The sequence below is a fragment of the Streptomyces sp. NPDC025793 genome, assembly GCF_055558375.1.
Genome location: NZ_JBVHMR010000043.1, coordinates 1 through 13925 on the forward strand (window position 1 = coordinate 1; position 13925 = coordinate 13925).

Sequence of the window (13925 nt, forward strand, 5' to 3'; positions counted from 1 at the left end):
AGCCGGTGGCCGTTCATCTATGCGGGCACCATCCCGATGCCGGAGCAAACCCCCGGATCAGGTCGAACCCGTACACCACTTCCCTGGACGCAACCGGCCCCGGGCCGTATCTGCCGCAAGACGTGTGTCATCACAGCGCCCTCGCGTCGAGTGCTCGATGGGGGAGAACCCGAGGGGTACGGTGCCAACGCCGGGCACTGCGGCACACCCGCTCGGAAGCCACCACCGGCCGCGCCTGCAGGGGCCTGCCGTCGAACGCCTCACAGGCGCTGTCACACATCTGTCGCCAACTACGCCGACTCCCCCGGACCGCGATGCCCTGACCTGCTATTACGCACACGCCCTGGACTGACGTGGACGCCCGAAGACGGTCTATACAACCTGTGCCAGGTGGTACCGAGGTCAGCTCTGACCGCCAGTCAGCTCCGCACTCGCCACACAGCCGGACCCGAACCGGATCAAGCCCATTCAGTACACGCACACCCCTGGCAGACACCGCATGTTCCAGGCCCTTGGCCGAATACATCGCGCAGTGGGCGCCGTCACGGTGCACGAGCCTCGCAACCCTCCTGGGGCGGCGGCCGTCAGGACGCGACGGGGCCTTGCAACGGGACTGCGAGTGCTTTCAGAGCCTGTTCCAGGCCATGCAGATGGGCCAACGCCAGTTCGCCACCGGAAGGATGCGGTGCTGCAACCGCCGCATGACCCTCGCTTGGCGTGGCACCGGGCGTGACGAGTGCCTCCACTGCTGCCTCCACCCGCCAGCACGCTGCCGCAAGCCTCGCGTCGTGGGAAGCATCCGGATCCGCCGCGACCGATGCCAGGCCACGCACCTCCCGGGCACACCGGTCCAGCAGCTCGATCACCTGACGGGCCCGCGCTTTACGCGCCCGCAGCGGAGTGAACGGGTGCACCAGCGGCGCCAGCGACAGCCTCACCCTGCCCAACAGCAGCTCCAGTTCAGCGACATACCGGGCCGGATCCGCAGCCGGAGAGCCGGCCAGGCGGGCCGCAGCCTCAGAAGTGCACGCATGGACACAGTGCAGCGCTCGCTGGATCCACGCGTCAGTGGTGGCGTGCGTGGTCACCGGCAGTACCAACAACACCGAGAGCCCCGCGCCGAGCGCCCCCACCCCCGTCTCCATCACACGCAGAGCAAGCAGCCCCGGATTCAGCACCCCCAACAGGCCGTACAACAGCCCGGCCATCACCGTCACCGCCAGCATCATCCACGTATACGACACCGCCGCCGTGTAGAAAATGCCGAACACGCAGACCGCGACAAGCGCCGCGGTGGGAGCACCAGCCCCGTCCAGCGGCACAGCGATCACCAGGCCAATGGCGATACCGATCACCGTGCCCAGAACCCTGCGAAAGCCCCGCACCAGGGTCTCGCCCCGCGAGGTGGTGTTCACGAAAATCCACCACACCGCACCCACAGCCCAATACCAGCGCTCGTGCGACACCAGCTGCCCCACCAACAGAGCGAAAGCGCCGCCCGCCACCCCTTGGACCGCGTGGCGCGTGGTCACCCGGGCAAAACCTGAACCGCCCGGCCCCAGCACCACAACAGCGGGCGGCGACAGCCGCCGCTCGTAACACCACAGGCCAAAGCGCACCGCCGAGGACGCCAGCAGGGCAAGGGCCACCGCCGCGTAAAGCTCCGGCAACTGGCGCGGCACCGCGTGCAGGAACTGCGCCGCGAAAAACATCATGAACGCGAAAGTCCCCAGAGCGTGGCCCCGCGGCCCCCACCGGCGGGCATACATCCCCGCGCCGAGGACGGCAACAAAGGCCACGTCCCGCACCCACGGGAAATCGTGCAACACCGCCGCGAGAGCCAGCACCGGGAAGCCCGCCACCGGCAGCAGAGCCGTCGTGAACGCCTGCCCCCGCACCGACCCGTCGGCCACCGTGAACAAGGCGAGCAGCGCGGCAAGCCCACCAGCGATCGCCGCCGGCAGCGACTGCGTCGCCAGATCCGACACCGTCACCGCCAGACCGACACCCAGGACACCCCGCGCAGCACTGCGCAACCTCAGCCGCCCCGGATCCGGCGCGACGAACACCCGCTTCAACACGACATCTCCCTGACACCCAAAACGATCAACCCACAGAACTGACACACAGTCAGGAAACTCGGCAAAGAGTCAGCGTCAGTCCACCCGCAGACTGCCGAAGATGCCCACACCCACTGGTCACCCGAGCGAGGCCGGTCCCGGCCGGCGCGAACGGGGCCGAGGGTGCGGCGGTCGGGGACAGCCGGCGCTCGTAGCACCACAGCCCGAAGCACACCACGGCCGCGCTCAGCACGGACAGCAGGACGGCGGCGTACAGCTCGGGCAGCTGCTCCGGGGTGGCGTGCACGAACTGGGCCACGAAGAAGGTCATGAGGGCGAACACGCCGAGGCTGTGGCCGCGCGACCCCCAACGGCTCGCGTACACCCCGGCGCCGACGACGGCCAGGAAGGCGAGGTCGCGCGCGACGGGGAACGCGTGCAGCTCGGCCGTGGCGGCGAGCACCGGCACACCCACGACGGGCAGCAGCGCGGTGGTGACCGCCTGCTCCCGCACGGTCGCGTCGGCCACGGTGAACAGCGCGAGCAGCGCGGCGAGGCCGCCGGTGACCGCGCCGACGAGGGAGTGTCCGGCGGCGAAGCAGACGACGACCGCCAGCCCGATGCCGAGGACGGCCCGCGCGGCGAAGCGCAACCGCGCCCGGCCCGGGTCCGGCGCCACGAACATCCTCTTCGGCACTGCTGCCCTCCCCATGGAACTCCGGCACAGAAAAGGCGCCGCGGGATCCGCAGCGCCATCGACGTCTCCATGAGAGCATCATTCGGCTCACTGGCTCAAGTGATCGCCGAATCGCTGGTCCATTGGCACAGCTCGGACGGCGCGACGGCGTCCATGGAAAAGCCAACGGACCAGGTCGGACGGTCTGCGTCCCGGCGGCATTCCTGAGCCATTGGTACAGTCACCGGTCATGGCCGTGGACGAACTCGACACCCGCATCCTGCGACTGCTTCTGGAGCAGCCGCGCACCAGCGTGCGCGAGTACGCCCGCGTTCTCGGCGTCGCCCGCGGCACGCTCCAGGCCCGGCTGGACCGCATGGAACGCGACGGCGTGATCACCGGCACGGGCCCGTCCCTCTCCCCCGCCGCGCTGGGCCATCCGGTGCTGGCGTTCGTGCACATCGAGGTCACCCAGGGCCATCTGGACGACGTGGGGGACGCGCTGGCCGCCGTACCGGAGATCGTGGAGGCGTTCTCCATCACCGGCGGCGGAGATCTGCTCGCGCGCGTGGTGGGCCGGGACAACGCCCATCTGGAGGACGTCATCCAGAAGCTGATCAGCCTCCCGGGCGTGGTGCGCACCCGCACCGAGGTGGCGCTGCGCGAGCGCGTCCCGTACCGGCTGCTGCCCCTGGTGGAGTCGGTCGGCCGGGCGTCCCGCACCTGAGGCGGGGCCCGCCGATCGGCGCGGCCCGTGGGAGCCCGGCGCGGGACGGTACGACATGACGTGCGTCGGGCACGACCGCCGGCGAGTCCCCGTCGTGCGCACGCGGCCATGACTGCATAGCGTGATCGCATGACCACAGACCAGGCCGGACCGGTGCAGGTCGTCGGTGACCGGCGGTGGAAGGCGCTCGCCGTCTGTCTGACCGCGGCCTTCATGACGCTGCTGGACACCTCGATCGTGAACGTGGCCCTGCCCTCGGTGGAACGCGGGCTGCACGCCGACGAGGCCGACCTGTCCTGGGTGATGTCCGGCTACGCGCTCGCCTACGGCCTCTGCCTCGTCCCGGCGGGCCGGCTCGGGGACATGCGCGGGCGGCGGCAGACCTTCCTGACCGGGCTCGCCCTGTTCACGCTGGCGTCGGCGGCGTGCGGACTGTCGTCCGGTGCCGTCTGGCTGGTGCTGTTCCGGCTGCTCCAGGGAGCGTCGGCGGCGCTGATCGCGCCGCAGACCTCGGCGCTGATCCAGCAGATGTTCCAGGGCCCGGAGCGGGCGCGCGCGTTCGGCATGATGGGCAGCACCATCGGGATCTCCACCGCGGTCGGACCGCTCGCGGGCGGCCTGCTGATCCAGGCGTCCGGCGGCCCCGAGGGCTGGCGCTGGGTCTTCTACGTCAACCTGCCCATCGGCGTGGCCGTCTTCTGCGCGGCCCTGCGACTGCTGCCTCGCTCCCCCGGTTCGGCGGGCAGGCGCGAGTGCTTCGACCTGCCGGGCGTCCTGCTGCTCGGTGCGGGCGTGCTCGCCCTCATGCTGCCCCTCGTGCAGAACCAGCAGTGGCACGGACGGTCGAAGTGGGCACTGCTCCCGGCCGGAGCCGGCCTGCTGGCCGCGTTCTGGGCATGGGAGCGGCACCAGGGGCGGCGCGGCCGGGCGCCGCTGATCAACCTCGGGCTGTTCCGGCTGCGCTCCTTCACGCTCGGCGCACTGCTGAGCCTCGTGTACTTCGGCGGCTTCACGACCCTGTTCTTCGTCTACACGCTGTTCCTCCAGAACAGCATGGGGTACGGCGCTCTCGCGGCGGGACTGTCGTCCATGCCGTTCGCGCTGGGCGCCGCGGCGGGCTCCGCGCTCGGGGGCCGACTGGTGCTGCGGTTCGGGCGCCGGACGGTCATCGGCGGCCTGAGCACGGTGGCGGTGGGGATGGTCGGCGTCGTCACGGCCGTGCAGTTCGTGCCGGGGCGGGCCGTGGCCTGGGGGGCCGCCCTGCCGCTTCTCGTCGCCGGACTCGGCTCGGGCCTGACCATCTCCCCGAACACCACCCTCACCCTCTCCCGCGTCCCGGTGGGGCGGGGCGGGGCCGCGGGCGGGGTCCTCCAGACCGCCCAGCGCATCGGCTCGGCCGCCGGCATCGCGGTCGTGGGCTCGGTGTACTTCGCCCATCTGGCCCGCCGCGGCAGCCCCGCGGCCGCGCTCCAACTGGGCCTGGTCACGTCCATCGGCATCATTCTGCTGGCCCTCGTCCTGGCCTGCGCCGACCAGCGCGAGCGACGCTCTCATCCGGAGGAGGACAAGAGACCGGAGGCCGCCAGGCAGGGGGCGTAGCCGGAGTCGTGCCCCTGGCTGCGGGACGGGGCGGCCCGCGGGACGAGGCGGCGCGCATGGCGCCGCTCCCGCCACCGCCGGCCTCACGACCTGCGCCGCGGCTTCCCCCGCTTCGGCGTCGGCTTGCCCCCCGCCGTGCGGGCCCGGGGCGTGCGGCCCGCGGACTTCGCCTGGGGCTTCTGGCGGGTGCCCGCGCCCTCGGAGCGCCTGGGCTTCTGTTCGGCCGGCGGTTGGGTGCGGCCGCGGGTGCTGTTGACCGTGCGGCCGCGGACGATGCCGATGAAGTCCTCCACCAGGTCGGTGGTGGCCTCCTCCGGCCAGGACAGGGCGACGCCGGACTGTGGGGCGTCGGTGACGGGGCGGTAGGTGAGGTCCTTGCGGTGGTAGAGGCGGGCCAGGGACTGCGGGACGACCAGGAGCCCGACGTTCGCGGCGACCAGCTCGATCGCGTCCGGTGTCGTCGCGGGCCGCTCGAAGGCCGGCTCGCCGGGCGGACCGTCCCAGTCGAAGACGTCGTCCAGGGGGTGGAAGAGCACCTCGTCGGCGAGGTCCGCGAGGGTCACCGCGTCCGCGGCCGTGATCACGTGGTCCTTGGGGACGACGACCACCGTGGTCTCGGTGTAAAGGGGGATCGCGCTGAAGTACGTACGGTCGACGGGGAGCCGAACGAGGCCCGCGTCGGCCTCGGCGGCGCGCAGCACTCCGGGTGCCTCGGCGGCCGACACCTGAACGAGGGTGAGCGGGGTGTCCGGCCGGCGTTCGTTCCAGGTCTTCACCCATTTGGCGGGCGTCACTCCGGGGACGTACGCGAGCCGGAACGACGGTGATTCCTCCGAGCCTGTCACCAGGCCAGGTTACCGGCCGTCGGATGCCGGGCCGTCACCGGCGGCCCGCCCCGCCGCGCACGGCCGTGGTCGGCGGCCGGGCACACGGCCGATACCCTTGACCTCATGAGTTCGCAGCAGAGCACCCAGACGATGAACCCCGCGACCGCGGCGAAGAAGCTGGGTGTGTACCTCCCCGCCACCCCCGCCTCGTTCCAGGAGGGCGTCGTGACGCGCGCCGAGCTGAACGAGCTCCAGGCGAACCCGCCGGAGTGGCTGAGCGAGCTGCGCCGCACCGGCCCCCACCCGCGTCCGGTGGTCGCCGCGAAGCTCGGCGTCTCCATCGCCGGTCTCGCGCGCGGCGGGGTGACCGAGGCGCTGACCACCGAGCAGATCGAGGCGCTCAAGCAGGAACGGCCCGAGTGGCTGGAGAAGGAGCGCGCCACACAGGCCGAGGTCCGCAAGGAAGCCTCGCGGATCAAGCAGAGGAACGCCGAGCGCGCGGAGCAGGCACGCCCCTGACGCACCGAGCGTCCCCGCAACGCCTGGAGCTTGCCCGACGCCCCCATCGCCGAGTCGTACGGCGGTGGGGGCGTCGTCGTGCTGCCGGCGCGCCGTCGACGTGCTCGCCGTCGCGGCGGTGATGCCCGGGACAGCCGCGCGCGGCTCCGGCTCAGGCAGCACCACGAACTGCGGCTGCCCCGCTGGTGAGAGGCCCCGCGCCGGTCCTCCCCAGGGCCCGCGGGCGTTGTCAGTGGTGTGCCCTACAGTTCCCGTCACTTGATCAGTGCGGGTGCGGGAGGCACGTATGGGGTGGGTGTCGGCCGGCGACTACGAAGTCGCCCTCGACGGTGGGAAGGTGGTGTGCCGCAACGCCTCGGGGCGGCTGCTGAAGTCGGTGCCCCCGAAGATCGCGGACGATCCGGCCGTCGTGGGTCTGAAGCAGCTGACGGAGTGGCTGGAGCGGCACGAGCGGCAGTGCCTGGCCGATACCGAGCGGTGGATGGTGCGTTCGCTGCCGGTCCCGCTCGACGTCCTCACGCGCGTGTGGCCGGACCCCGCCTGGCAGGCCGCGCTGCGCGACCTCGTCGTCACCGGCGCCGACGGACAGGTCGCCGGCTTCCTGCGGGACGCCGATCCCGAGCGCGGCCTCGGCCTCGTCGACCTCGACGGCGACACCGTCCGCATCTCCCCCGCCCTCGTCCGCGTCCCGCACCCCGTCCTGCTCGACGACCTGGAGGAGCTGCGGGAGTTCGCCGTCGAACTGGGCGTGGAGCAGCGCGCGCAGCAGCTCTTCCGCGAGGTCTGGCACCGCCCGGCCGCGCTCGACGCGGAGGCGACCCAGGTCGAGGAATACGCCGGCGGTTCGTTCAAGGAGCTGCGCTTCCTGCACGGCAGGGCCGGCCAGCTCGGCTACCGGGTGCGCGGCGGGTACGCGGTGTGCCCGGTCCTGGAGGACGGCCGCAGCACCGAGGCCCGCGTCTGGATCGGCGACTACGACGGCTGGTCGGAGACCGAGACCGGCCCGCTGGCCTGGTCGGATTCCACCGGGAGGGTCCTGAGGCTCGGTCAGGTCGGGCCGGTGGCCTGGTCGGAGGGCATGCGCATGGCGGCAGCGCTCTACGCGGGGCGGGACATCGAGGACGAGGAGCGGGCGGCATGACGTACGGCGGCGACAAGCGGAACGACGGGCACGACGGGGCCGCCGTCTCGGCGCTGCTGGATGCCGGCGCCGTCCTGCCGCCGGGCAGCACCGCGCGCGAGGACGCCGACGCTCTCACGGTCCGCACCTACACGCACGCCGCCCTGGACGGCCGCCCGGTCGTCCGGCTGGTGCCGGGCACGCTCGGCGAGGCCGAGGACCTGGCACTGGAGTTCCTGGGCCTGGCCCGCGAGCCGGAGACTCCCGAGGTCGGGCAGGTGCGCCGGGAGACGCTGGGCTTCCCGGCCTGGGCGCTGGTCCACGACCCGGCCAACGGCCATCACGCGCTCGCCCTGGTGAAGGACGTCGAGCGGCTCGCGCGGCAGGCCAAGTCCAAGCCGGGAGGCGCCAAGGACGGCTTCGAGGCACTCGGTGAGCGCCTGGGCCGGGCCGTGCCGCACTTCCTGCCGACGTTCTACGAACAGGCCGCGCGGGTCTTCCTGGAGCACGAGAACACCACGTACGCGGCCGCGTTCTTCGGCAAGGCCCGCGAGGCCGAGCGGGTGCACGCGCTCGCGGTGGACGAGGAGCGCCAGCGGGCCGTCTTCCTGGAGTTCGCGTTCGCCGGGGCGCTGACCGTGAAGGCGCTCAAGGAGCATGTGCGGGACCTGACCGCCCGGCTCGACCCGGCGGCGGCCTGGACGCAGTTCCGGCAGCTCACGGTGGAGCGCTGCGCGGCCGGGATGCCGCCGTACGCCTCGCTGCCGCAGGACGCGCGCGGGCTGATCAGGGCGGCGGGCCTGGACCGGGTCACCGAGGAGTGCGCGCTGGTCGCCGACCTGATCGCCTCGCCCGCCGCCGTTCGCCCGCCGAAGTCCTTCTGGACCGCCTACCGCCAGGTGCTGCCCGTCCTCGCCGAGCGCCGCCCGGAGGTCCGGCTGCGGCTCCTGGAGATCATGCCGGCCGGTCTCGGCCGGGACGCCGAGGACGACGCGTTCTGGCTGACGCTGCTGGCGGAGACCGGGACCGAGCGGCTGCTGACCGATGGGCCGGCGGCCCGGGAGCACGGCGCCGATCCGGCGGACTGGCTGAGCCGCTGGGCGGCCTTCCGCAAGCACGGCGGATCGTACGCGCGGCGCTGCCCGGCCACGCTGGCACTGGTCGAGCGCATGGCTCCGCTGCTGCGGGCCGCGGGCCGCCCGGTGGACCTGTGCACCGGACGCTGGCACGCGGGCGCCGACCTCGATCTGCTGGACCTGTGCGCGGCCGAGCGGATCCCGCTGACGCTGCCGGGCGCCGACGTACCGGTGTATCTGCCGGTGCCCGAATGGCTGTTGGACACCCGGGAGGGCCGGCGTGACCTGGCGGCGGTCGCGGCGGACCCGCGGCTGCGGCGCCTGCTGCACCGGACCATGGGCCGGGTCGGCAGCCATCAGCGCTCCGGCGAGCTGCTGAAGTCCGTCGCGGGTCATCCGGTGCTCTCCGATGTGCTGCGGGAATGGCTGGAGGAGGCCGCCGACGACGTCACGCGCGCGGTGGGCCTGCCGGGCGCCCGCGCGGCGCTCGACCGGCTGCGTCCGTTCCGGGTGATCGCCGCCGAGGTCGCCCCGGACGCGGTGGCCCGGGTCGCCGGGCACGAGGTCGCGCCGCTGCTCGGCCGGACCCTGCGCGCCGGCGTCCTGGACGAACTGGGCTGGCCCGCCCTCGACGAGGCGCTGGCGCTGCTCGACGACGAGATCGGCGAGGTCGGCAAAGCCGGCCAGGGCGGCCAGGGCGGCCAGGGCGGCCAGGGGCGCAAGAAGAAGCGGAACGACAGCGACGACGAACTGGCCGTCCACGAGGCCTGGCCCGCGCTGATCCTGAGCCGCGGCCGCAAGGCGGTCGTCGTCGGACCGGAGCGCGTACTGCTCGCACACGACCTGCGCGTGCCGCACGAACCGGACCGCCGGCAGCGCCCCCGATTCCGGTTCGTGGACGGCGAACTGCTCGTGATGTGGCGGAGCGAGAACAAGCAGCACGGCTACTGGTCGGCCCGGCCCGCCGAGGTGTTCGAGCTGGGCGGCGAGCCGTTGCCGACCTGGTGGTCCGGCCAGGAGACGGCGATCGCGTCGGTCCCGCTGGCTGGCGGGGGCCGTGCCACCGGAGGCCGCACGCTGCACGCCGGGGACACGGACCTGCCCCCGTGCCGTGCCGTCATCGGCGACGGCACCACCCTGTGGCGCCAGGGCCGGCAGGGCCGCCGGACGGTCTGGCTGGAGTACGACCCGGCCACCGGCACGCACGGCCGCGCCTCCCTGCCCGCGCTGCTGCGCTCGGGCATCCGCGAGGACGCCGAGCTGCTGCCCGAGCTGTGCGAGGTCCTGCCGCTGCAACCCGGCCTGGAACACAGCCCGTTCGGCACCGACGGCACGGTGCTCGGACGCTGGGTGCGCACCGAGGGCGCCGGTGCCGAGGAGCGCCGGACGGCCGGGACGCCGGACGGGCGGACCGTGTCGCTCGCGATGGGCGACGCAGGCGCGGCGGGCGTTCCCCTCGGCGCGCTGCGGCTGCCCTGCGACGCCGAGCCCGTGGTGGCTCATCTGAGCCGCCACCACGCGCGCCCGGGCGGGCAACTCGGGCTCTACGCACGCGAGGACACGTCCTGCGACGGCCTGCTGGGCCGCGTGACGCCGAACGCCGGCGGCGGTGAGTACGCCGCCGGGACCCGCTTCGTACCTCCGCTGCCGTTCTGGCACTCGCTGCGCCCGCGTGACGAACAGGGCTCGGCCGCGCTGCGCGCACTGGGCGACGAGCGGGTCGCCGAGGCACTCGGGAAGACCACCGAGACGCTGACGCTGCGCCAGAAAGCGCTGGCGAAGGCCGGGAACGACGAGACCGCCAGGGCCGCCGTGCCGACCGCCGACCTCATCGTGCTGAAGGCCGTGGAGCACTTCTTCCCGGAGATCACCGACGAGCGGCTGCGCATCGGTGTCGCCGGGCTCGTCAGGTCGGCGTTGCGCATCACCGACTCCGCCCTCTCCTTCGCGAGCCCCCCGAAGGAGCCGCCACGGCAGCCGCGCAGCCGGACCGAGGGCATGTTCGCCGACTACAGCCCCGCGCACGGCGACGACCGCACGCTGTCCGACGCCCTGTCCGGTGTCGTCGGCCTGCACGGCTGGTGGCCCGGGGAGCGGTACACCGTGCTGCGGCAGATCCGCGCGGTCAACCACGTGCTGTCCGGCAGGCCCGCCGACGGCCGGCAACTGCCCGGCCCGGAGCGGCTCGACGCCCTCACCGACGGCTGGACGAGCGAGGAGCACACCGTCCCGGCGATCGGCCTCACGTGGCCGCCCGTCCTGGGCGCCGTGCGGGCGATGCTGTACCGGGCCGCCTCGCCCGTCCTCTCCGACGCGCACCGGGAGGCACTGCTGCTGCTCGGCGAGGCCCTCGGCGAGGGACCGCTCGCGTCGGCCGACGGCACACTGCGGCAGGTCGTACTGGGCGAACCACTGGAGGAGAAGCAGCAACAGCGCGACGGGCAGGTGCTGCGCCGCGCCGGGCGCACGGTGGTGATCCTCGGTACGCACCGGATCGACCGGCAGCACGACCGGATCCAGTGGCTGGCGCTGGACCACGATCCGGCCGGCGCGTTCGGCGCGGTCGCTCACTTCACGCTGGACGCGGAGACGCGGTACACCCCGACGGTCTCCGCCGAGGACCTCGCCGCCGTCATCGGCCTGGTCCGGGCGAAGGGCGCCGCTCCCTGGCAGCCGGGGGCGCCCGAGGCGCTGACCGCGGCGACCGGCGGCGGGCTGGGGCCCCTCCAGGCCACCGTGCTGCTCGCCGGAGTGCCGCAGGAGGCGCCCGCCGGGAGCCTCGCCGCCGTCGGACTGAAGCCGAAGCAGCTGGAGTTCGGAGCCGCCCTGCTGCAAGGCCTCGGCATGGAGCCGCGGTTGACGCTCATGGGGGCGCTGCTGCCGGCCGACCCGGTCGCCCTGTGGACGGCGGGACCGGACCTCGACTGCGCCGGGCGGATGTGGACCGAGCGGTTCGACTCGCTGGTCCGGCTGCCCGAGGACCTCTGCGCCGAGCTGTCCGGAATGGGGGCCGGCGGCGCCGAGGACGTGCTCAACCCTTCCCGCACACCGTGGCTGAGCCGTACGACGGTGATGCGGTGGGACAAGGACGGCCGGCTCACCCCGGCGGACCCGCAGGCGCTGCCCGGCGGACACACCCTGGCGGGGGCGGTCGGCGCACTCGCCGCGCTGGCCTACGTCCTGCCGTACGGCCATCCGCTGCGCGCTCTCCTGCCGGAGGGGCTCGCCGCGGTGCGGCGCCGGATGTCCGACCCGGAGCTGATGCTCGGTCTGGGCGTGGAGTCGACGGAGAAGGGCGGCCCCACCGCGGTGGAGCTGCGCAAGGCCTACGGACTGCCCGCGGCCGGCGGAGCCGACGCACACGGCACGACCCGGATCGGCGAGGCGCTCGCCCTGCGCCCCTGGTACCACGACGTCGAGACGGTCCTGGTCCGCCCGGCCGGGCTCACCGGCCCCGACGACGCCGTGTTCGGGCTGCTGGAGGGCCTGGTGGGGCCGCACCGGGGACACGGCCTGCGCATGCTGCGCACGCTGCTCGGCGAGGAGCTGGGCCGCGCGGTCGCGACCGGTACCGAGGGCCTGACGGGACACGCCCAGGACCCGGCCGTCAGCGTGCCGGACCTGGTCGCCGAGGTCGCCGACGCCCACTGCCTGAGCCAGGACGCGGCCGCGCTCTACCTCCAGCTGCTCGCCCTGCCCGATCCGACGGACCGCAACTGCGCCCGCTGGACCGGCTGGAGGCCCGCACGGCTGAAGAAGGCCCGCACCGAGCTGGCCGGCACGGACCTGGTCGTCACGGCCAAGCGGCCGCGCGCCGGGCGGACGTTGTTCCTGCCGTGCGGCTGGCGCGACCTGAAGTCGCCCGCACTGCCGGTGGAGACCTGGAAGGAGTGCCTGTATCCGGTCCCCGCCCGGCAGCGTGCGATACCGCTGCTTCCGGTGCCAGAGCTGTTCCGGCGCGCCTGGGACCGCGTCCGCGCGGGCGACGCCCCGGCGTACGAGGAACTGACCACCCGGGCGACCCGGCGGGGGCGGCGCCGATGACGTCCCGCCTGCCCTGGTCAGGAGGCTCGCCCCGGCCCCTGCTCCGCGCCCTCTCACCGACCGCTGTCCGCACCGCACCGAAGGACTCCCGCCAGTGACCGCCGCCCTCGCGCCCGACGCGACCCGTCAGATCGTCCCGCCCGAGGACCGGTACGCCACCGAACTGGCCTTCCTCGCCGCCCACGACGCCGGTCCCAGGCCGCCTGCCTGGCGGCTCACGCCCCGGGCCGTCGTCACGTTCGTCATGGGCAGCGCCGGGCAGGCGCTGCGCCTGCCCGACGACGTGACGGCGCCGGAGGGCGTGCCGCGCCGACTGGTGATCTCCGGCAAGTTCGTGGGTGACCGCGCGCTGGTCGAGCGGTGCGTGGTCACGCTCGCCGGTGAACGGGGCCTGCTCCTGGTCGGCGAGCCCGGCACGGCCAAGTCGATGCTGTCGGAGCTGCTGTCGGCCGCCGTGTGCGGCACCAGCGGGCTGGTCGTGCAGGGCACGGCCGGCACCACGGAGGACCAGCTCAAGTACGGCTGGAACTACGCCCTGTTGCTCGCCCAGGGCCCCACCCGGCAGGCGCTCGTCCCGTCGCCGGTGCTGACGGCGATGACGCGGGGCGCGATCGCCCGGGTCGAGGAGGTCACGCGCTGTCTGCCCGAAGTGCAGGACTCCCTGGTGTCGCTGCTGTCGGAGCGGCGCATCGCCGTCCCCGAACTGGCGGGCGGCGAGGACGCGTTGGCACACGCGGCACCCGGGTTCAACCTCATCGCCACCGCCAACCTGCGGGACAAGGGCGTCTCTGAGATGTCGGCCGCGCTCAAGCGACGCTTCAACTTCGAGACGGTGGGCCCGATCCCGGACCTCGACGCCGAGACGGCGCTCGTGCGCGGCCAGGCCCGGGCGGCGGTGGAGCAGGCGGGCGCGGCCTTCCAGGTGGACGACGCCGTCCTGGAGGCCCTGGTCACCGTCTTCCGTGATCTGCGGGAGGGCAGGTCGGCGGAGGGGTGGGAGGTCGAGCGGCCGTCCACGGTGATGAGCACGGCGGAGGCGGTGGCCGTGGCGGGTGCGCTGGGACTGGCCGCGGCGTACTTCCCCGGCGACCGGGACGTGCTCGGGCTGCTGCCCGGCCATCTCCTGGGTGTCGTGCGCAAGGACGACCCGGCGGACGCGGCGCGGCTGCGCGGCTACTGGGACGGAGCGGTCCGGCGCCGGGCCGAACAGGGGTCGGCCACCTGGCGCACGCTGTGGGATCTGCGCACGGTGCTGGAGGGCTGAGGATCGTGACGCA

Annotated in this window: 9 protein-coding genes and 1 pseudogene; 7 read left to right on the forward strand and 3 right to left on the reverse strand. The window is 73.6% G+C overall.

Features of this window, described 5'->3' with window-relative positions; all coding sequences use genetic code 11:
- Nucleotides 1-584 precede the first annotated feature (584 nt).
- Both ACZ4MF_RS40770 and ACZ4MF_RS40775 read right to left on the reverse strand, forming a co-directional pair.
- A complete protein-coding gene (locus tag ACZ4MF_RS40770; RefSeq protein ID WP_467498323.1) occupies nt 585-2081 on the reverse strand; it encodes an FUSC family protein in 1497 nt (498 codons plus the stop codon).
- A gap of 112 nt (nt 2082-2193) precedes the next feature.
- Nucleotides 2194-2757 (reverse strand): annotated as a pseudogene (locus ACZ4MF_RS40775) (FUSC family protein); the annotation flags it as partial.
- Between the two features lie 229 nt (nt 2758-2986).
- Here ACZ4MF_RS40775 and ACZ4MF_RS40780 point away from each other — a divergent pair.
- On the forward strand, nt 2987-3463 hold the full coding sequence (locus ACZ4MF_RS40780; protein ID WP_356023421.1) for an Lrp/AsnC family transcriptional regulator: 477 nt from the start codon (nt 2987-2989) through the stop codon (nt 3461-3463).
- Between the two features lie 129 nt (nt 3464-3592).
- On the forward strand, nt 3593-5062 hold the full coding sequence (locus ACZ4MF_RS40785; RefSeq protein ID WP_467498325.1) for an MFS transporter: 1470 nt from the start codon (nt 3593-3595) through the stop codon (nt 5060-5062).
- 83 nt (nt 5063-5145) lie between these two features.
- On the opposite strand, the gene ACZ4MF_RS40790 is transcribed toward ACZ4MF_RS40785, so the two are convergent.
- Nucleotides 5146-5907 (reverse strand): LysR family transcriptional regulator substrate-binding protein, encoded by a 762-nt coding sequence (locus ACZ4MF_RS40790; RefSeq protein WP_467498327.1) that lies wholly within the window; start codon nt 5905-5907, stop codon nt 5146-5148.
- A 105-nt stretch (nt 5908-6012) separates the two neighbouring features.
- Between ACZ4MF_RS40790 and ACZ4MF_RS40795 the strand changes: the two genes are divergently transcribed.
- The 5 genes from ACZ4MF_RS40795 to ACZ4MF_RS40815 all read left to right on the forward strand — a co-directional run bounded on the left by ACZ4MF_RS40795 (nt 6013) and on the right by ACZ4MF_RS40815 (nt 13912).
- Complete coding sequence (locus ACZ4MF_RS40795) at nt 6013-6408, forward strand: DUF5997 family protein (protein ID WP_467498329.1); 396 nt, start codon at nt 6013-6015, stop codon at nt 6406-6408.
- Between the two features lie 30 nt (nt 6409-6438).
- On the forward strand, nt 6439-6597 hold the full coding sequence (locus tag ACZ4MF_RS40800) for a hypothetical protein (RefSeq protein WP_467498331.1): 159 nt from the start codon (nt 6439-6441) through the stop codon (nt 6595-6597).
- 97 nt (nt 6598-6694) lie between these two features.
- The gene (locus tag ACZ4MF_RS40805; RefSeq protein ID WP_467498333.1) at nt 6695-7549 is read left to right on the forward strand and encodes a DUF4132 domain-containing protein; all 855 of its coding nucleotides are present in this window, start codon (nt 6695-6697) and stop codon (nt 7547-7549) included.
- Nucleotides 7546-12648, forward strand: coding sequence for a hypothetical protein (locus ACZ4MF_RS40810; RefSeq protein WP_467498335.1), 5103 nt, complete (start codon nt 7546-7548; stop codon nt 12646-12648). The genes ACZ4MF_RS40805 and ACZ4MF_RS40810 overlap by 4 nt, the downstream gene beginning before the upstream one ends.
- A gap of 94 nt (nt 12649-12742) precedes the next feature.
- Nucleotides 12743-13912 carry an ATP-binding protein gene (locus tag ACZ4MF_RS40815; protein WP_467498337.1) on the forward strand — a complete coding sequence of 390 codons (1170 nt, stop codon included), beginning with the start codon at nt 12743-12745 and terminating at the stop codon, nt 13910-13912.
- Nucleotides 13913-13925: the final 13 nt, after the last annotated feature.